Below are 20451 nucleotides of genomic sequence, written 5' to 3'. Positions count from 1 at the left end.
GGCTGATGGAAAAAAGCTTGGGCGCTAGCCGTTAATAGCCGCTATTTTGGGTACCCGACTGGCTGCTATGGCCAAGGGTTTGCAATAGGTTGTTCAGTAGGCTGCTGGCGCCAAATCGGAAGTGCCGAGTATTAATCCAGTCAGCACCTAGAATGTCGCTGGCCAGCTGTAAGTAAACGCCAGCATCTTCGGCATTGCGCACGCCGCCAGCGGCTTTAAAGCCAACATCTTTACCACTGGCCTTAATTGCGTTCAGCATGATTTCTGCGGCTTCTGGCGTGGCATTAACGGGCACTTTACCGGTGCTGGTTTTAATAAAGTCAGCGCCTGCTTGAATAGAGATCTCTGAGGCTTGCTTAATAAGTTCGGCGCTTGCTAGCTCACCCGACTCGATAATGACTTTTAGTAGCGCGCTCTCGCCACAGGCTTGCTTGCATTGGCTGACTAGATCAAAACCAACCTGTTCGTTGCCTGCCATGAGAGCACGATAAGGAAATACTACGTCGACTTCATGAGCGCCATCAGCGACTGCGGCGCGAGTCTCAGAGACCGCCAGCGCAACATCATCATTGCCATGTGGAAAATTCGTTACTGTTGCGACTTTTACATCGTCAAGGCCGTTAGCTGCTAATGTTTGCAGTGCCGTTTTAATGAACGCAGGATAGACACAAACCGCCGCAGGATGACCTACAGGCGTGCTGGCTTGGTGGCAAAGTTGGGTAATGATGGCAGTGGTATCGTCCTCGTTTAGCGAGGTTAGGTCCATCAGTTTGAGCGCCTGCTCGGCGGTTGCGGTAAGTTGGCTCATCTAATTTTGTCCAAATGGTCAGAAGTTTTGACGCATTTTAGAGTTTAATCCGCCTTAACTCAACGCCCGAGATAGACCTCGATGTACATTTTACCCTCTTCCAGTTGCAGCGGTAGTGTCAATACGGGGCCTGAACCGCTGTGTTCGATGTGATGATCAAGGCCACTTAAGATGCTTGGGCTGGTCAGATTAAAGTCGTAGCCGCTTAATGAAAGGCGTTGTTTGGCGCCGCCACAGACCATGTTTGTGATCTCACCTGCTAGGTCGAGCACAGAATCGTCAATTTCGTCTTGCTTTTCCCCCAGCATTCGCTCATAAACTGCTAGGATGGCACTTTGTTCGAAACTGAGCGCTAGGCTACCGTTGTGAGTGTTGCTCGATAGTTTAATAAAGCCTGTTACCGAGCCTGGCGCGTTAGTGCCGTCTTTAAGTTGTGGCTTACCAACGGATGATTCCATGTTAGCCATCGTTCGGGTCACTTCCATCGTAGCTTCGACGAACGGGTTGATAATTGATGCATCCATAACGTTTTCATTACACAGTGGTTGTTATTAAAGTTAGCCGATCTCTGGCAAAATAACGAGCCAATAGTTTAGTTTATTTATTAAGAATTGATGAGGGAAAACTGAGGTGAACGAAAAAAAACGTCTTAAGCAGTTAGTTATCGCATTTTTTACCGTATGGATTCTACTATTAGTCACCGTAGTTCAGCTTATGTTCTCTCAGGGGATTGAAACCGCAAGCCTAATGGTTGCTTTGCTTGCCATTGTGACGGGTTTGTTTGGTGTGTGGATGTTTAATGCTGGTCAGCACCAGGTTGCAGAAATTAATAAAAGCCACAGCATTACTAAGCGTCAAGTACAGGAATTACAACTTAAAATTGATCGTTATGAATACGATGCAGCCAGAAGCGTTGAACTTAGACGTTTGGTGGCTAATTCTACGCAAGAAAAAGACCTCGCCATCCAAAATATGGCAACGGCGTTGGATAACGCCATGGATGAAATCAGCGAAGTGATTCACCAAACCGACAGCTCGTTAGTTGGTAAGCTTGAAAGCCGCGTTGAGGCGATGAAGCAGTATGCTGCAGATTTACAATCGTTAGCGCAGCTTGAGCTAAAAACGGAGTTACCCTCGTCGGTTGAGATTGATCTTGTCGAGGATATGGAGCGTTTGGTTGAAAAGTGGGGCAGCCTTGCAAAATCACGTAAAGTGAAGATCAAGCTGGAAAACCCAGAAGATCAGATTTTGATGATTTCTGATGTGCAATGGATTGAAAACCTATTAACTCGGGTGGTCTATGCGCTGGTACGGATGAATCAAAACACGACGTTGCATATCGATTTAATCAATTATACCGATGCTGAAGTTGGTGATGCATTGCGGTTGGTTTTTAGAATCGATGGTCGCGTGCTTGAGCCTCACCAAGTTTCGCAAATGACCAACGACTATGTTTCGATCCTTGAAGACGGAAATGAAATTGGCCCTGGCTTAACGCTGGTGGTGGCCTACCGAGTTGTGCAAATTCTAAACGGCAGCTTAGAGATTTCGAATACCGATAAAGGCATTGAAGCGCTGGTTGTTATTCCACGAGAGCCTTACGCTCCAGATGAAGAACCTATCGTCTAAGCGACAACTGAATCGGTGCCGCTTTTAAAGCCGCATCTTAGCGTTGCTTTGGCGTTTTCGCGCTAGCAGCCATTATGAAGATGGCTGCATATCATTCTTCATTCCATACAGGCTCAGGACAGGCTGAAGGTTTAGCTGTCCTGCGCCTGTTCTTCCTCTTCTTCAATATTTTCGTTTTCTATGTAGAGCACGTATTTGTGTTGTTCTTTTTGGCTGATGTAATCCAGTTTACTGATGATGTTGTCGGTTAAGACTGCACCTTTGGTTAACATAATGACACCGCGTACGTTGTATAGATCACGTGATAACACCATGCCTTGTCGTGCCATACCAAGGTTGACGAGCGTTTCATACTTACCTTTTTTCGCAAACTCTTGTTTCACACACTCTAAGAAGGGTTCCACTAACTCAGGGTCAACTTCTCTGCCTGCAATGCCGCGTAGGTATTCTTCGGCCTCTTCATCGGCATGGGATGTGCCATCGGCTAAGCCATTGCGATACATAAAAAAGTGCATGGCGGTACCAATGATGCGCGAACCTAAAGGGATATCTTCGCCTTTTAATCGTTCTGGAAAGCCAAGGCCATCAAACTGCTCGCAATGCGATTTAATCAGATGGGAAACATCGCTCAAGTTATCTAGGCTGGCCATTAATGAATAACCTTGTAATGGGTAGGCTCGATACTCTTTTAAATCTGGCCCGCGCAAGTTGAGATAGGGCTTCATTAGGATGGAGTCACGGATGCGAATTTTGCCAAGTTCATGCAGCTTGGCGGCTCTAAAAACAGCCTCCTGTTGGTCTTCATTTAGGCCGAGGTGTTTTGCTAACGCAAGCGAGGTGTCGGCAATGTCATTGAGGTGGTCTTTTGGTGCAATGGTTCGCAACTGTAGCACTTGGGCAACCACATCAATAAAAACACCGTAACTGGCTTTAAGCTCGTGATAACTCAGATCTAGCATATCTGCTGTTTGCTGTACTTCCTGTGTGCGTGAAGCAACTTTGGATTCTAAGTCTTTATTGGCCTGAGCAAGCATAGCCGCCTGCCGACGGGTGATCTTTAGCAGTTGATCGCGTTGTTTTTTTACCGTCACGTGCTCGACGGCATCGGCGATTTTAGCCAGTAGGGCATCGTCGTCCCACGGTTTCATAATAAACTGGTGCACACCACCATCGTTTAACGCTTGGATCAACGAATTAAAGTCGGCATAGCCCGATAGGATAAAACGCATCGAGTTTGGGCATATTTCTTTTGCCTTGACCATAAAGACATCGCCTTGCATGGCTGGCATGCGCATGTCAGAAATGATGATTTCGCACGGCTGTTTTTGCAGCAGTTGCAGTCCCTCTTGGCCGCTGTTTGCGAAATGGCATTGGTAGTTTTCAAAGCTCATTAATCGCTTAAGCGTTTTGAGGATGTTTTCTTCATCATCGACGAACAGAATATTAATTGGCTCTTCGGTTAATTCCATAACATCCCCGATAGTCGTTGTTGTTTGCGTGACCTAAGTTATAGGCTGGTTGTTTATGGCTAAAGGTTGTCGGTTTATCGTATTTAACCGGTTTGGCAGATCAGCGTTTTAGAATGATTGCCGGTGGCGATCAGAGCGCTTTCATTGCCTTTATTTTGAGTATAGAAGAAGGTTGGCTAATTTCTAAAAAATAGCCAATTAAATGGATAAAAACGGAAATTTTGCTAGTTTTAAAAGAGACCAAAAGTGAGGTGAGCGGCTTGCAAGTTTACTACCTAAATTTGAACGATAGAACGCAGACAGCTAGGCTCCTCGATGCCGATGCCAAGCAGTCGGCGTTGTTTGGTCATCTATTCAGTTATGAAGATTTTCAGCATTATTTAGCAACGGCGAAATCGACGGGTTTTTTTGTGGTGGCTGGGCATCGGTTAACGGTGGCACCGCTATTTAGTGATGATCCGATTCGCAGCTTTATCCTAACGGTAGAGACTGACGCAGAGCAGGATCAGCGTAGTCTTAGTCGCATACTCAAATTATTAAACAACACCAATTTGGCGCTAGAACGCTGCATTACGCTGGATGAGATTTATCATGAAACGGTGCTTTGCGCGCGCCACTATTTGGACTTGGATCGAGTCGGAGTTTTAACCTACGACAGCGAACAGGGCGTGGTGAAAGGCTGTTGGGGGACCGATCGCCATGGTCAGGTTCGGCGCGAATACTCTTTGGTATTGAGTTCTGATAAAACGCCTTGGTTTGAAAAGTCGCTCAGTCTGCAAGGCGAGGTCTTAGTCAGTGAAGAGGTACCGCTTTACGAAGATGATGAGATTGTCGGCCGTGGCTGGAATGCCATTTCAACCATTCGTTATGGCGATGAGGTTGTCGGCTGGTTGGTGTGCGACAACCTGATTCATGGTCGTGGCTTATCGCAAAATGAACAGACAGTGATGGCGCTGTTCAGTCAAACGGTTGGTCAGCGAGTGGCCCGCTATGCCGCTGAAGTTAAACTGAAAGAATTAAACGAGCAACTGGAACAAAAGGTATCCGATAAAACAGCTGAACTGCAAAAGGCAGTGCAGCGGTTGGAAAAAACGCAGAAGAATTTATCGGATACGGAAAAAGCGCGCACCTTGGCAAGCTTTACCGCTGGCGTCGCGCATGAAATTAATAACCCCATTGGTTTTATTCGCAGTAACTTGAGCTTTATCGGCAAGGTGAGTAGCGAGGTTTTGGATACCATTGAGCAGTTGAATAACGATCTTCTTGCCGCGTCTAAATTTCGGTTGCAAGAAATTGATGAGGTGATTGATGAATCAGTTTCTGGTTTGGATCGGGTATCTCACATCATTAGCCTATTACAGCCACTGAACAATCTTACTGGTGAACAGCCTCAATCGTTTGATGTTAGAGAGTCCATTGATTTCATTATCTTAAGTTTAGAATCCAATAACGACTGTGTTTCGGTCGATATTCCTGGGCCACCGATCATGGCCAGCTTGCCGATGCAGGTATTTACCTTAGCGTTAGAAAATGTGTTGTCGAATGCGATTGAGTCGGTTGCTGAAGTTGCCGACGCTAACATTGTTGTGAAAGCCGAGGTTGATGGAAATGAGTTAAGGGTGATTGTGATCGACAATGGTAAAGGCATATCCGAAGAGAGTTTGAAATCAATTTTTGATCCATTTTACACCACCAAAGCGGTTGGCGAGGGTGTTGGTCTTGGGCTGTCGTTAAGTGAAAATTTATTAAAGATGGTCAGTGGTCATATCGAGGTGTCATCGAAAGAAGGGCTCGGCACCCGCATGACGCTGATCTTCCCACAAGGAGTCATAACAGATGAATAAACTCGTGTTACTGAGTCCATCTTTATCTCAGGCTATACCCGAGGCGGCACCCGATATCACCTTAGGTCTGGTCGATACAAACAATACTAGCGAGAGCTATTTACAACAGAATGCGCTGTTTGTACTGGATGGACGTGACCTATCCGAGCAAGAGAAAAATTTTATTAACCAACTTGGCAAAGCTGAAAGTTACTGCATATTAGTGATTGCTCAATGGCAATCGATAGGTTGGTTGGAGTCTAACGCTGGATATGTTCATTTTGATTTTTTTACCGATACGCGCATGGATTTATTGGTAGAGCGTATCAACCTTAGGGCGCACCAACAGCAAGCGCTGAGTCAATTCCAAGAAATGCAAGATCAGCTAATGCAATCGGAAAAAATGGCTGCGTTAGGTCAGTTGGCTGCCGGTGTGGCACACGAAATTAATAACCCAGTTGGCTTTGTTTCGTCCAATATGAACCTGTTGAATCGCTATGTAGATCGGCTCTTAAAATCGGAGCAGGCACTGCAACAAAAGTTACAAGAGGATGCTAGCGGAGTCGCTACAGAAAAATATGCAGAGTGGAAAAATAATTCTAACTTTGAAGGCTTCTTTAATGACATTACCGAAGTGGTGAGCGAATCTAAAGAAGGCTTGTCACGGATTATTGAGATTGTAAAAGACCTTAAAGAGTACAGTCATTTAGGTAGTCAGCAGTTTGAGCAGATCGATCTTCATAAGTTAGTGCAATCGAATATCAATCTGTTGCGTAATGAAATTAAATATAAAGCTGAAGTCGAAATTATTGCTGAGCCAATACCCACGGTTGAAGCTGTTGGTTCTCAGCTTAGTCAGGTGTTTGTTAATATTATTGTTAATGCCTGTCAGGCGATGAAAGATTTTGGGGTGATTCGAATTGGGTTGACTCGTCGAGAGGATAATGTCGAGGTGTCGATTGCAGATACCGGTATGGGCATAGCACCAGAAAAGCTCAAAGAAATATTTGAGCCGTTTTATACCACCAAGCCAGTCGGTAAAGGCACAGGCATTGGCTTGGCGATTACCAAGTCAATTGTCGAGCGACATCATGGCGTGATCGAAGTGGAAAGTACGCTAGGTGAAGGCACGACCTTTTATATTTTATTGCCGATTCAACAACCGGAGGTCGCGTTAGAAGAGCACTAGCCGCCAGAGGAATACTGCTTAGCTGGCGGCCAGTTTAGTTCATAAGCAAATTTAATTGTTACGTTATGGGCGCTGTTCTACGTTATTGAAACTCGGAATTATCCAGTCGACATCGCTTGGCCATTGCTTAGGTTTCGTCAAACTATGGAAACTGATAAGGCTGCTGGAATGATCCGCATAATCCCGAGCCATTGATTTACCGACCTGATGCAAGGATACCGAACGAATCAGGTCACCGACAATTTCGTTGGCGTAGAATCGTCTAAAACCATCCAAACTGATTTTATTGATTTCCTGAGCTAAGCGAATTTGAGTATTAAAATTCTTATTGCCATCAACAATATTCTGCCAATAACGGCTGCTTAATTGATAGAGATTTTTATCTTCTTCAAGCAGTGTGGTTGAAAGCCCAATTTTGTAATCGTTGAACTGTGCTTCGGTCATATCGAGAAGCGACTGGTTGTAGCGATTCAAAAAGCGATCAGAGTACAGCTGTAACAATGCAGCATCGGTATGGGGTGATTGAACATAGAAAATCAGGCCCGGAAAGCCATCGATTGTGTAGGACTGAGCAGTAACGATGTAGCCCAATTGCTCACGAGTACGCAGCTCAGAATAGTAGGGTGCATTAATCGCTTTGGCTAACAGCATATAGAGCGCTCGCTCGCGTAAGCTGCTGTTTTCGCCTTGGAAATACTGCAGCAAGGCTGAGTCTGGGTGGTCAAAATTAACCTTAGTTAAAAAGCGTTTTTGAGCGATATGAGCAATGCTACGAGATTCTGGTTTCGAGCCTTGTTGTGGAATCACAGCGTCGATGCGTTGACTGATGCGAGTGGCTTCGGCATTGGTGAGGTTGCCGTGTAACAACATTGTTAGGTGCGCATTTGCAAACAGCTGTTGGCGTGTGCTGATGAGATCTTCAATAGTGATTTTTTCTAACTCATCAATCAATGATTCCGTTTCCACTTCGGTTGAAATAAGCCACTGATTCAAAGTTCTAACCGATTGATTAATGACGCTGTCCTGTGCTCGGTTTTTAAGCGCGCGCAAGTAGTTGTCTTTTTCAATGTCGAAACGATTAGGGTTAATTTGATGCTCAACCAATTCAAATACCAGAGCATCGGCTAATAAACCCAATTTATCACTGTAGCCATACAGGCGCAGTTGAACACCATCTTCAGAAAGCTGAATGCCGTAGCCAGAACCTGCTTTACCGGCGTGGTAGCGTACCTCTTCTAGCGCATTGCTGACTAACTGAAGGTACAGGTTGGTTGCGACAATGTTTTTGGCGTTACGGTTGGTGAAGTCGCCTTGCAGTAAGATATGCAAGTCTATTTTTGGTGTTAAAAATTCGTCGTCCTGCTCAAACCAAGTAGTGGTATGGCTGTCTGCTGTAATGATGTGGGGAATGTTTTTATACAGCTGCGACGGTAACTGTTCGAGTGGCTGAACGGTCAGGTCTTCTGGAATAAAGGGGTTAGGTTCAGGCAGGCTTAAGCGTGAATCCAACGCTGCATTACGCCAAGCCGCGACCTGATTGCCAGTCAGTAATTGTTGGCGATAAGGCGTGTTGTAGTATTCACTGCGTTGATCGGTTTCAGCCTCTGGGTAGGCTAATAAAATCAGTGCATTATCGGGCTTCAATTGAGCCAGTACCGCCTCAACTTGGTCGCCGTTGAATTTTGGTAATCGATACGGCCAAGACAGTAGGAATTCCGCATCTAAATATTGCAGCCGTTCGGCCAGCATACGGGCAGTGCGTTGGGCAGATGTTTGTTCAGCAAACTGGAAGGCAATGTCATTAATCTGCTGCTGTTCTTGGTAAAAGCGTTTATCGATACCCTGTTGGCGAATTAATTCGATTTCACTGAAAGTCAGTTGGACAACATCTTCCCAATGAGCCATGCCTTGAGGGGTTAGCGCAATAGAAATATCAAAGCTGGTGCTGGAGTGCGTTAATCCGCCGTCGTTGACATACAGGCTATCGGCCCAGCCTAGATTTTTTAACTCCGATAACAGCGAGCCACTGGATCGCTGACCAATTAACGAGGCAACATATTGCGCGGGTTTTGAACTTAGGTTTGCTGTTGAAGCGGTAATTGGGAATCGCATTTGCAATTGACGAACGTCTCTTCGTGGTTCTATTTCAACCAGTTTAGGTAGATCGATTGAATCAAACTGCATCTGTGGGTATTGGTTGTTACCGCTGTCGGCGTTTCGGATGCCGCCGAAGTAATTGGTTGCCCATTGTTCAAGCGTTTCAATGTCTTGCGGACCATAAATCGATAACGACATGTTTGACGCAACATAGTGTTCTTGGAAAAAGCTGCGCAGCTGTGTTTCAAGGTTATCCACATCCAGAGTGTCGAGTGTGCCAACAGCTAAACGACTGGCGGGATGATTGGGGCTGGTAATTTCGCGCACAACATCGCCGATGCGTCGGCTATCGTCTTGCAGTGATGCCGCATATTCAGAGTGAACGGCATTGATTTCACGTTGAGTAAAGTCACTGTCAAACAGTGGCGCGATAAAAAACTGCGAGAATCGATCGAGCGACTCCTGATATTTATCGGCATTGATATCAAAATAAAACAGAGTATTTTCTGCAGCAGTATAAGCATTGCTACTACCGCCGTTGGTTTGAATGAAGTTGGTATAGTCGTCTACAACGGGGTATTTTTCAGTGCCTAAAAATAGCATATGCTCTAAAAAGTGTGCTAAGCCTGGTATATCAGCAGGGTTAGCCCAAGAACCGGAAAATACATTCAGCGCTGCGGCAGCCTTATCACTTTCGCTATCGGATACCAAAATTACCTTTAGGCCATTGTTAAGAGTTAGGCTCTTAAAGGTGCGAGTCTCTTGGTCGCTGACTTCAATATTGGACGCATTCTTAGATGTGAATTTAGTCAGTTTTACGGCTAATAAGCCAGCTACTGCGACAATCACTATAACGCCGGTCAATATGGCAATGGTTTTGCCAAGCTTCATAATCAACTCCGAGTCAATAAAGCAGAAAAAGCCGTAGTCTAGCGGTGTCGGACAACCGATACCAGCTAAGGGTGGTGATTAGTTAAATCGTCCCCACATTGTTTACAAAAATGCAGTGTCTATTTACAAAGTGCTTATTTATTAGCAGCATCTTTAAATGGCGTGCATCATCCAAATAAAGGCGCAATAAAGATCCGCAATAGCGCAAGCCAGTGCCATAGGCTTGGGCCGTTATTAAACTGTGCTGTTAGCGATAAGAGGTTGTTATGAGTGATATCACCGTCAATGTTATTGATGTCAATGAGCAAAATTTTCAGCAGGTTCTGTTAGAAGAATCGACGCGTCGTTTGGTGGTGGTCGATTTTTGGGCCGAATGGTGCTCGCATTGCAAGGTGCTTATGCCCATTTTAGAAAAACTGGCCGAAGAGTATAACGGACAAATTTTATTGGCGAAGGTCAACGCCGATGAGCAGCAAGCCATTACCGCACAGTTTGGTGTGCGCAGCTTGCCGACGGTCGCTATCATGAAAGATGGCCAGCCGATTGATGGTTTTGCCGGAGCCGAACCAGAAAGTGCTATTCGCGAGCGCTTAAACCAGCATTTACCTGCGCCTTGGGAAGCCGATGTAAAAGCGGCTATGGAATTGATGCAGCAAGGGCAAAATGATCAAGCCTTGGCGCTGTTGCGCGGCGCTTATACCGTCAGTAATGAAGAATTTGCCATTGGCTTGTTGATCGCTGAATGTTATCTCAACCTAAAGCGCAGCAAAGAAGCCAGTGAAATTTTGGCCGCAGCCACTATGGAGCAACAGCTGGAGCCTAAATACGCTGAGTTAGTGTCTCGCTTAGAGCTGATGCAAGAAGCAGCCGATACCCCAGCGATTGTTGAATTGCAGCAAAAGCTGGCAAGCCAGCCTGATAACTTAGCCTTAAAGGTTGAGTTAGCGGTGCAATACAGCCAAGCAGAGCGAGTCGAAGAAGCGCTACAAACCATCTATGAGGTGGTGCAGAAGGATAAAAATTACCAAGACGGCGCCGCTCGTAAAACCATGTTGGATATCTTAAATTCGCTAGGTAAAGGCGACCCGCTGGCGATTCAATACCAGCGTAAGTTGTTCACCTTGATGTATTAATTTCTTGCCTGTTAATTTAAGCATGCATAAAAAAAGGGTCGCTCAACAGCGACCCTTTTTTATTAGCGGTTAAGCCTGTTTGTCTTTAACCTTTTTCCAGCAGCGGCTTTAGGTACTTACCGGTAATTGACGCTGCGTTATCTGCGACTTCTTCTGGGCTGCCAGTTGCGACGATATGGCCGCCTTTGACACCACCTTCAGGGCCAAGGTCGATAACCCAGTCAGCTGTCTTCACTACATCGAGATTATGTTCGATGACGACAACCGTATTGCCGTTATCGCGCAATCGATGCAGGACTTCTAACAGCATCTTGATGTCTTGGAAGTGCAAGCCGGTAGTCGGTTCGTCGAGAATATACAGCGTGTTGCCGGTATCGCGCTTAGATAGCTCACGGGCAAGCTTAACCCGTTGCGCTTCACCGCCAGAGAGTGTGGTCGCACTTTGGCCTAATTTGACGTAAGAAAGGCCGACATCGACGAGGGTTTGCAATTTACGTTGCAGTGCTGGAATGGCCTCGAAAAAGCTCAGCGCGTCTTCGATGGTCATGTCTAACACTTCATGGATATTTTTGCCCTTGTAGCGAACTTCGAGCGTTTCGCGGTTGTAGCGCTTACCAGTACAAACATCACACGGCACATAGATATCGGCAAGAAAGTGCATCTCAACCTTAATTAAGCCATCGCCTTGGCACGCCTCACAGCGGCCGCCCTTAACGTTAAAACTGAAACGTCCGGGTGCATAGCCACGTGAACGAGCTTCTTGTGTGCCGGCGAACAGTTCTCGCACAGCCGTAAAGATGCCGGTGTAGGTTGCCGGGTTCGAGCGAGGTGTTCGGCCGATTGGGCTTTGGTCGATATCCACGACCTTGTCGTAAAAGTCGAGTCCTGCGATGCTTTGGTAAGGTGCTGCGGTTAGCGTGGTCGCATTGTTCAACGCGGTTGCGGCCAGTGGATAAAGCGTTCGGTTTATCAGTGTTGATTTACCTGAACCGGAAACTCCGGTAATACAGTTAAATAGGCCGACAGGAATGGACAGGTCGACCGACTGTAAGTTGTTGCCCGTTGCGCCTTTGATCACTAGCTGTCGTTTCGGGTCAGCTACTGCGCGTTCGTTCGGTACGTCAATTTTTAGCTTGCCGCTCAGGTATTTACCGGTCAGTGAATCCTTACTTGCCATGATTTGTTTTGGCGTGCCTGCGGCAATCACGTTACCACCATGAACGCCAGCGCCAGGGCCGATATCTAACACCCAGTCGGCGGTGCGAATGGCGTCTTCGTCATGCTCGACCACTAAAACGGTATTGCCCATATCACGCAAGTTAGTCAGCGTTTGCAACAGACGATCGTTGTCGCGTTGGTGAAGACCAATTGAAGGTTCATCTAAGATATACATGACTCCAACAAGGCCAGCGCCAATCTGGCTAGCCAGTCGAATACGTTGAGTTTCACCGCCAGAAAGCGTATCGGCGCTACGGTCGAGGGTTAAATATTCTAGGCCGACATTTTCTAAGAAGCTGAGACGTTGAATGATTTCACGCAGAATTTTTTCCGCGATTTGTGCTTTGCTGCCTTCGAGCTTTAAGCTGTTGTAATAGCGGACAGCGTCGGCAATAGACATGTGCGTCACTTCCGGCAAGGTCACGCCATCAATAAAGACATTACGTGCGCTTTCTTTAAGGCGACTGCCGTGACAACTCGGGCAATGTTGTTCCGCCAAATACTTTGACAACTCCTCACGCACCGAGCTGCTATCGGTTTCGCGATAGCGTCGCTCCATGTTAGGCACCACACCTTCAAAGGCGTGTGTTCGGCTATAGACCGCGCCACGGCTGTTGACGTAGTTAAAGTCGATCTCAACATCGCCGCTGCCGTTAAGCACCATCTCACGGAATTTTTTCGGTAGTTTTTTAAACGGCTGGTCAAGGTCAATGCTGAAGTGCTCGCCTAGTGAGGTGAGCTGGCTAAAGTAATAGACAGCACGTCGATCCCAACCAGAAATAGCGCCTTCGGCTAGGGTCAGGCTGTCGTCGCGGACAACCTTACTGCGATCAAAATACTGTTTAAGGCCTAAGCCGTCGCACTCTTCACAGGCACCGGCTGGGTTGTTGAACGAGAACATGCGCGGTTCCAGTTCGGCAATTGAATAGCCGCATACCGGACAGGCAAACTTGTTCGAAAACAAAATGTCTTCGCCGTCACCATCCATCCAACTGATTTGAGCGATACCGCCCGCTAAGGTTAAGCAGGTTTCGAACGACTCGGCCAATCGCAGTTGTAAGTCATCACGGACTTTGAAGCGGTCAACGACTGCTTCGATGGTGTGCTTTTTACGTTTATCGAGTTCTGGAACTTCGTCTAAATCCATCACCGTGCCATCGACACGCACACGCACAAAGCCTTGAGCCCTAAGTTCGTTGAAAACATGTAAGTGCTCACCTTTACGGTCGCGGATGAGCGGCGCAAGCATCATTAGCTTGCTGCCTTCTGGCAACGCCAGCACCGAATCAACCATCTGGCTGACCATTTGAGCTTCTAGTGGTTCACCATGTTCAGGGCAGCGTGGTTCACCAATACGTGCAAACAGCAAACGTAAGTAATCATAAATTTCGGTAGTGGTACCTACCGTAGATCGAGGGTTATGGCTGGTGGTTTTTTGTTCAATAGAAATCGCCGGTGACAGACCTTCAATATGGTCGACATCCGGTTTTTCCATCATCGATAAAAACTGCCGAGCGTAGGTTGATAGTGATTCAACATAACGGCGTTGACCCTCGGCGTAGAGGGTGTCGAACGCCAACGAAGACTTACCTGAGCCTGAAAGCCCAGTGATAACAACAAGCTTGTCGCGTGGAATATCAATGGTAATGTCTTTAAGATTGTGGGTACGGGCACCCTGGACGGAAATTTTGTCCATGAAATCCTCGAACTGGAAAGAAACAAAGCCCCAAAGAAAGCATAAATTGGCAAGAAGTTCCAGCAGCACCTCACCGAAGACTGGGGATCAAACTGTGAAGGCTGCTGAAAAAGCTCTTTAAGTGTGTGGATTAAAAAGCGTGCGACTAATATAACTGTATGAATATACAGATCGCAAGGTTTTTTTATCACTGCGGTAATCCTTAAAGTAGAATCCGTGACTCAATAGGTTTTTAACTCGGGTCGAAGTCTCAAACAGTGAGCCCCGCAGCATTAGTGTTTGAGGGGATTAACCAATACAAGCGTGACAGAGATAAAGAAAGCCAGCGGAATCATCAAATCAACCTTGAAGTTAGCCTTCAACTGATGGATAGTTCGCGGCTAGCAAAAACGAAATATATAGGAAGGCATATGGCAAAGGGTACCGTAAACAAGGTCATTATTTTAGGTCGATTAGGGCAGGATCCCGAGGTGCGTACAACCGCATCGGGCACTCAGGTAGTGAACCTGAATGTAGCGACCAATGAACTTGGCCGAGCAGACGAGCAAGGAAACCGTCAGGATCTTACCGAATGGCACCGTATCGTGCTCTTTGGCCGAACCGCAGAGGTTGCCTCGCAATATTTACGCAAAGGTTCACAGGTTTATATCGAAGGACGTTTGCAGACTCGTAAATGGCAAGACCAAAACGGCCAAGACCGTTATTCAACCGAAATTGTCGGTAATGAAATGCAATTTATTGGTGGTCGCCAAGAAGGCGGAGCACCTCAGCAAGGCGGTGGTTTTGGTCAACAACCACAAGGCGGCGGCTTTAATCAGCAGCCAGCAGCACAGCCTAATTACAATCAAGCACCGCCTCAGCAACCTCAAGGTGGTGGTTTTGGTGCGCCGCAACAGGTCGCGCCACAGCAATCTCCACAACAGCAACAACCTCAGTCGGCACCTGCGCAACCAGCACCGGGTGGCTTTGACGATTTTGACGACGATATACCGTTCTAGGATTTACCTCAGATCACATCGGTCAAAAATACTAATTAAGCCCTTATTTTAAGGGCTTTTTTGTGGCTGGAGGTTTAAGTCTTCTGACAAACAATAATCCAAAAATCTTGTGAGTCCTCATGGCTGAGTGTTTGCTCAATAAGTCCGTAAGCTGAGAACTCTTGCTCGATAGTTTCTAGGTCGTGATAAAACAGGTCTACGCCATGACGAGATAGATAGGTGTTGTGATCCATCTTTGCACCTTGAGCAAAAGTCGGGGTATGAGTGGCCAGTGTAACGAAAACCATATAGCCGTTATTGTTTAGTTGTTGGTAACAGTCGTCGATAAACTTTTTGCGTGCTGCCTTGGTTAAAAGATGCAGCAGGGCATAGCAAAAGATGCCGTCGTATTGGTTAGCATCAAACGGCATGTCGCTGACATCTCCTTGGTGTACGGTGATGGCATTGGCCCACTGTTTTTTTGCAATATCAATTGCGGTGCGGGATATTTCAATTCCAGTAATATCAAAACCATGGTCGGCAAATGCCTTAGCATTTCGACCGTAACCAAAGCCGGGAATCAGAAGTGTCTGAAGCTGCCGCTCTTGGAATAAACGTAAAGCAGGCTTGACCGACTGCGAAGCCTCAGACCCCCACATCATTTGTTTTTCTTGAAAATGCTGCTCCCAAAATTCTTGCTGACTGGGTGTATCTTTCATCTCGAACCTCTCAAATGAATAAACATAGTGCTGTGCTTTAGCGCAGTTCTTGAATTAATTGATGATGCGCGCCAACGCCAGCCATAACACCGGATGCCGAAGCAAAGGTGGCGTTCTGCATTGGGTTTGCGATGTCTCCGGCGGCAAATACACCTGCTACGCTAGTTTGTTTAAACTCGTCTGTTTGCAAAATAGCGCCCATTGGAGCTTCGATGAATTTACAACCCAGGCGGCTGGCAATATCGCTGCTCATTTGCGTTTTTGGCCCGACGTATAGACCCTGAATATCAACGGTTCGTCCGTCTGCAAGTTGAACAGCAGAAATATCTACGCCTTCGCCGAGTATTTTTATGATGGGCGAGTCTTCAAACTGAACGCCGCGCTGTTGTAAAAAGCTTTTTTGTTCCGCATCAGCATAGAATTCGCCCTGTGAAAAATAAGTCGTCACGCCCCAATCTGGAATCATGCTGGCCTGATGTAACGACATTTCACTGGTGGCGATAACACCTAATGAGCGATTACGTAATTCATAGCCATGGCAGTAGGGGCAGTGAGCCACCGTTTTACCCCAGCGTGCTTGAATGCCTTCGATGTCTGGCAATATATCGGTCAGCCCTGTGGCAATAATCAGCTTTTTCCCGATCAGTACTTTTCCGCTGCTGAGCGTTAGCTTGAAGCAATCCGCCTGTGGAATCGCTTCAGTAACGCTGTCTTCAAGTAGCGTCATCGTTGGGTAGCTGAGTAATTGCTGCCAGCTTTTGAGTTTTATCGCCTCAGGGCTGTAGCCATCGAGGCCGAAAAAACCATGAGAGTGCTTGGCGAATCGGTTTCGTGGTTGGCCTGCGTCGACCAAAGTCACTTTGCGTTGGGCTCGCACCAATTGCATGGCTGCAGAGGCTCCAGCAAAGCTTCCTCCAATAATGATGACATCCTGTTTCATGTGCTTGTTTCCTCGGTTAGCTAAAGCTGAATGGCGGTATATTTGAGTCACTATTTTGGATTTTCATTTTAAGTAACTATTAAAGTTCTATTTGATGGTGATATTAGGCTCTCCCTGTTGCTTTAGTCAATACATGCAACTTAAAAAGTTCTATTATGTTTTTGGCCTTGCTTTAGCGCTTTTGATGATTTCTGTGATGAACGGGTTCATTTTGTCTAGAGCAGGCCGATACCAAGACATAGGCCGATGGGTGCCTGTTCATTTGTACGGGGTTGTTGTGAACACTATTGTTGAGGGAGATAAGTTGCGGCTTGCAGTAGCGCTTATCGTTGTCATTCTGTTATCGGCCTGTAGCCAGCCGGATTCTTCCGGTGGCGAAGGTTCAGGCGTGGCTGTTAACAGTTATCCTCGTTGGCAGGCGGAATACGACATTGCCTTTTCCTACAATGCAGTTAGCACAACGGCGGTTGGTGCTTATGCTGTTGCCGCAGCTGATCTGGACGGTGACGGCGATATCGACTTGGCGTCTGTCTCAAGAGATGAAGACCTTGTTAAATGGTATGAGAACGACGGCCAGCAGAATTTTACCGCTATCCGCTTAGCTCGAGCAGACGGTGCGATTTCTATTCATGTTAGTGATGTCGACCAGGATGGTGATTATGATTTGGTTACGGCCTCTTATGTCGACGACACCGTTGCTTGGTTCGAAAACGACGGTGCTGAGGAGCCTGACTTTACCCGCCGCATTGTTGTTTCCAATGCTGACAGTGTGCGTTCTGTTTTTGTTGCCGATGTCGATGGCGATCAGGATAAGGATTTACTGTCAGCGTCGTTTCAGGATGATTCCATTCGTTGGTATGAAAATAATGGCCAAGCATCTTTCACCACCCAAACTGTTGTTGAATTACAGCAAGATTCAACTGATGACACTGATAGTTCTGGCAGCAGTGCTGCCGATGGCGCTTATGCAGTGCATGCTGCGGATATAGATGGCGATGGCGATATAGATTTAATGTCGGCGTCGCAAAACGATGACATCGTTGCTTGGTATGAAAATGATGGTGATGAGAATTTCACCAAACACATTATTGAGCAAGGTAGCAGTGTGTTATCGGTTTATGCGCAAGACATCGACAGTGATGGCGATACCGATATCGTTGCGGCGTTAGATGATGACGATACCGTGGTTTGGTATCGCAATATGAGCGATGTTGAAGGCAGTGACGATTTCTTCTTAAAGCGCACAGTGACGACCGATGTCGATCGTCCAGCATCGGTTAGTGCGACTGACTTTGATCGAGACGGAGACGTCGATCTGATTTCTGCATCGTCACGCGATAACACTATCGCTTGGTACAGCAATAACGGCGCAAATTATTTCACAAAAATTGATATCTATAACGAAGCTGAATTTGTATTGATGGTTGGCGTTGCCGATATCGATGGTGACGGTGATGCCGATTTAATGTCGGCTTCTTATTCGGATAACACTATTGCTTGGTATGAGAATCGCAGTGTTTACTCGGTTGAAGTTAATGCAGGCGAGACGATAGTCGGCACCTTTGCGGCTGACGACGCCGATGTCGATACGCTCAGCTACACAATTGCAGGTGGTGCAAATGCGGCCGATTTTGAAATCGATGAAACAACGGCCGAGCTGTCGTTTTTACTTGGTGGTGCAACAGTCGCAGGTGAAACCTATTATCTCACCATTGCCGCGTCGGATAGCGAATACACTATTTATTTAGAGTTGGTGGTCGAGGTTATCTAGCGATAAATCTTCTTGCTATAAACCCTTCACATGGTGCGTTTTATTTTTCGGCGTGTTGCCACTGAGTTTTATTAAGGCTGTACACGGCCAGTTCAAAAGGCTTCTGGTTTATGTAAATCGGTAGCGGCTCTAAACCTTGGTATTCAAATCCTAAGTGTTGGGCAAGTGAGGTGCTGGCTAAGTTTTTAGTCGCGACTCTGATGATTTGTTTTTCAAGATTTAAATGTTCAAAACCGATGCGGACTAATTGCTGCGTCGCATGAGTCATATGACCTTGGTGCTGTGCTGATTCAATCAGCCAGTAGCCCAGTTCGCCATGTTGTTTGTTCGAGTCTAAATGGGTAAATCCAGTGATGCCGATAAAGCGTTGCGCCAGATAAATAAGCGTTATGAATTGTTTTTTTTGGCTGTGCTTATGCTTGCTGTGAGCCAAAAATAAACGCGTGTCTTCGATGCTATGAGTACGCTCGACCCAAGGTAGCCACTGCGCTAAATAACTGCGATTCTCAACGATGGCGTGGTAGACATCTTCTGCATAGCAGGGATCAATATTGCACAGCTTTAAGTCAGTCGAGTCATTCAATCGCGATGGCCTCTGATTGGTTCAGGATACCAATGCTAGTTTAATTTATGCAAAACACCGGCAGCTAATGAAATAGCTAGCCCTAGTGGACTAGCCATTTCGTCTCAGCTGCATAGGTTGCTTAGTTGTGTGAGTGTAAGTCAGCGTTTAATTCAATCGCTGATTTATTGGTTAGGCACTCAACACGACCAGTTTGTGCATTGCGCCAAAACAGTAGGTCAGATTTGCCAGACAACTCACGAGCTTTAACGGTGGTTGTTGGTTGCTTGTCGCTATCCAACATCGTCACTTTAGTGCCCGCAGTGATGTAAAGACCGGCTTCAATGGTGCAGCGATCGCCTAACGCGATACCTGTACCAGCGTTTGCACCTAATAGGCAATTCTCACCCAGAGAGACAACTTCTTTACCGCCACCAGAAAGCGTACCCATAATAGAAGCGCCGCCACCAACGTCAGAACCGTTGCCGACCAAGACGCCCGCAGAAACACGGCCTTCAACCATAGAAACCGCTTCGGTACCGGCGTTAAAGTTAACAAAGCCAGCGTGCATAACAGTTGTACCTTCACCTAAGTGTGCGCCCAGACGGACACGTGAGGTATCGCCGATACGAATACCAGAAGGTACTACGTAGTCGGCCATTTTAGGGAATTTATCGATGCAGTTAACTTCTAATGGGCGGCCAGCCATACGCGCTGCAATTTGGCGCTCTGGTAATTCAGGCATGTCGATTGGACCTTCGCTGGTCCAAGCAATGTTGTGTAGCACGCCAAATAAACCATCTAGATTGACTTGCTGCGGTTTCACTAAACGGTGTGAAAGAAGGTGCAGTTTTAAGTAGCCTTCAGCAACAGATGTTGGTGCCGCATCGTTTTCCAAAATTGTCAGAACAATATTTTGTTCACTGTTTTTAGCAGCTTCTAACAGGCTGACGTTAAGGTTTAACGATTGTGCCGCAAACAGTTCGGCCAGTGCCTGGTATTGGCTTTTTTCTATAACGTAAACCGCATTGCCAGAATCGTGTTTCACTAGGCTAGTTAATGCGCTGGTGAGTGCAGCATCTGGTTTCAGAATTGGCTGCGGGTACCAAGCTTCAATAATTTTATTGTCTTTGTTCAGTGTGCTGGTGCCCAGCGCAATAGCGAAATAAGTCATTAGGTTCTCCATTTAAATAAGCTGTTCAAGTTGCGTTTCGTCGTAGCCGAGCCAGCGTTTGCCAGATTGCTCGATGATTGGCCGCTTTATAATTGAGGGCTGTTCTATCATCAAGGCGACTGCGCTGTCATCGGTGATTGAATCTTTTGTGTCCTGGTCTAGCTTGCGCCATGTCGTGCCACGTTTATTGATCACAGTTTCCCAGCCAAATTCATCAACGAATTGGCGAGCTAAGTCTGCGTCTGGTGGCTGTTTTTTGTAGTCAATGAATTGGTAGTCTAAATTGTGAGCGTCAAACCATTTCAATGTTTTTTTGATGGTGTCGCAATTTTTAATTCCGTAAATTTTAATCATG

General features: G+C 46.5%; 16 protein-coding genes. 6 read left to right on the top strand and 10 right to left on the bottom strand.

Annotation, left to right across the window (positions count from 1 at the left end):
* Positions 1-31: 31 nt before the first annotated feature.
* Together deoC and FME95_RS06070 are read right to left on the bottom strand one after the other, a co-directional pair.
* Positions 32-808, bottom strand: coding sequence for a deoxyribose-phosphate aldolase (gene deoC / locus FME95_RS06075; protein ID WP_147713501.1), 777 nt, complete (start codon positions 806-808; stop codon positions 32-34).
* 59 nt (positions 809-867) lie between these two features.
* The gene (locus tag FME95_RS06070) at positions 868-1332 is read right to left on the bottom strand and encodes a chemotaxis protein CheX (RefSeq protein WP_147713500.1); all 465 of its coding nucleotides are present in this window, start codon (positions 1330-1332) and stop codon (positions 868-870) included.
* A gap of 106 nt (positions 1333-1438) precedes the next feature.
* On the opposite strand from FME95_RS06070, the gene FME95_RS06065 reads away from it, so the two are divergent.
* A complete protein-coding gene (locus FME95_RS06065; protein ID WP_147713499.1) occupies positions 1439-2437 on the top strand; it encodes a sensor histidine kinase in 999 nt (332 codons plus the stop codon).
* A 131-nt stretch (positions 2438-2568) separates the two neighbouring features.
* On the opposite strand, the gene nosR is transcribed toward FME95_RS06065, so the two are convergent.
* The gene (gene nosR, locus FME95_RS06060; RefSeq protein WP_147713498.1) at positions 2569-3906 is read right to left on the bottom strand and encodes a response regulator c-di-GMP phosphodiesterase, NosR family; all 1338 of its coding nucleotides are present in this window, start codon (positions 3904-3906) and stop codon (positions 2569-2571) included.
* Positions 3907-4166: 260 nt separating this feature from the next.
* Here nosR and FME95_RS06055 point away from each other — a divergent pair, with 260 nt between their 5' ends.
* Both FME95_RS06055 and FME95_RS06050 read left to right on the top strand, forming a co-directional pair.
* Positions 4167-5750 (top strand): sensor histidine kinase, encoded by a 1584-nt coding sequence (locus tag FME95_RS06055; protein ID WP_147713497.1) that lies wholly within the window; start codon positions 4167-4169, stop codon positions 5748-5750.
* Positions 5743-6918, top strand: coding sequence for a sensor histidine kinase (locus tag FME95_RS06050; protein WP_147713496.1), 1176 nt, complete (start codon positions 5743-5745; stop codon positions 6916-6918). Before FME95_RS06055 ends, FME95_RS06050 begins: the two co-directional genes overlap by 8 nt.
* 63 nt (positions 6919-6981) lie before the next feature.
* Here FME95_RS06050 and FME95_RS06045 read toward each other — a convergent pair whose 3' ends face one another.
* On the bottom strand, positions 6982-9906 hold the full coding sequence (locus tag FME95_RS06045) for an insulinase family protein (protein WP_147713495.1): 2925 nt from the start codon (positions 9904-9906) through the stop codon (positions 6982-6984).
* Between the two features lie 266 nt (positions 9907-10172).
* Between FME95_RS06045 and trxA the strand changes: the two genes are divergently transcribed.
* Entirely contained in the window at positions 10173-11039 is an 867-nt protein-coding gene (gene trxA, locus FME95_RS06040; protein WP_147713494.1) for a thioredoxin, read from the top strand.
* Positions 11040-11124: 85 nt separating this feature from the next.
* Here the strand turns inward: trxA and uvrA are convergent, their stop codons facing one another.
* Positions 11125-13953, bottom strand: coding sequence for an excinuclease ABC subunit UvrA (gene uvrA, locus FME95_RS06035; RefSeq protein WP_147713493.1), 2829 nt, complete (start codon positions 13951-13953; stop codon positions 11125-11127).
* A 410-nt stretch (positions 13954-14363) separates the two neighbouring features.
* On the opposite strand from uvrA, the gene FME95_RS06030 reads away from it, so the two are divergent.
* Entirely contained in the window at positions 14364-14951 is a 588-nt protein-coding gene (locus FME95_RS06030; protein ID WP_147713492.1) for a single-stranded DNA-binding protein, read from the top strand.
* 74 nt (positions 14952-15025) lie between these two features.
* Here FME95_RS06030 and FME95_RS06025 read toward each other — a convergent pair whose 3' ends face one another.
* Positions 15026-15649 carry a class I SAM-dependent methyltransferase gene (locus FME95_RS06025; RefSeq protein ID WP_147713491.1) on the bottom strand — a complete coding sequence of 208 codons (624 nt, stop codon included), beginning with the start codon at positions 15647-15649 and terminating at the stop codon, positions 15026-15028.
* Between the two features lie 37 nt (positions 15650-15686).
* Positions 15687-16589 carry an NAD(P)/FAD-dependent oxidoreductase gene (locus FME95_RS06020; RefSeq protein WP_147713490.1) on the bottom strand — a complete coding sequence of 301 codons (903 nt, stop codon included), beginning with the start codon at positions 16587-16589 and terminating at the stop codon, positions 15687-15689.
* A 277-nt stretch (positions 16590-16866) separates the two neighbouring features.
* Between FME95_RS06020 and FME95_RS06015 the strand changes: the two genes are divergently transcribed.
* A complete protein-coding gene (locus tag FME95_RS06015) occupies positions 16867-18360 on the top strand; it encodes an FG-GAP-like repeat-containing protein (RefSeq protein WP_187265456.1) in 1494 nt (497 codons plus the stop codon).
* Between the two features lie 40 nt (positions 18361-18400).
* Here the strand turns inward: FME95_RS06015 and FME95_RS06010 are convergent, their stop codons facing one another.
* From FME95_RS06010 to FME95_RS06000, 3 genes are all read right to left on the bottom strand, one after another.
* Positions 18401-18943 (bottom strand): GNAT family N-acetyltransferase, encoded by a 543-nt coding sequence (locus FME95_RS06010; protein WP_147713488.1) that lies wholly within the window; start codon positions 18941-18943, stop codon positions 18401-18403.
* A 121-nt stretch (positions 18944-19064) separates the two neighbouring features.
* Positions 19065-20096, bottom strand: a complete 1032-nt coding sequence (gene dapD, locus FME95_RS06005; RefSeq protein ID WP_147713487.1) for a 2,3,4,5-tetrahydropyridine-2,6-dicarboxylate N-succinyltransferase — start codon at positions 20094-20096, stop codon at positions 19065-19067.
* 12 nt (positions 20097-20108) lie between these two features.
* A complete protein-coding gene (locus FME95_RS06000) occupies positions 20109-20450 on the bottom strand; it encodes an ArsC family reductase (protein WP_147713486.1) in 342 nt (113 codons plus the stop codon).
* Between the last annotated feature and the right edge of the window lies 1 nt (position 20451).

The organism is Reinekea thalattae, assembly GCF_008041945.1.
Lineage (GTDB): Bacteria > Pseudomonadota > Gammaproteobacteria > Pseudomonadales > Natronospirillaceae > Reinekea > Reinekea thalattae.
Note: the sequence above shows the minus strand (reverse complement) of the source record. Positions and strands in the feature narration are given on the sequence as shown.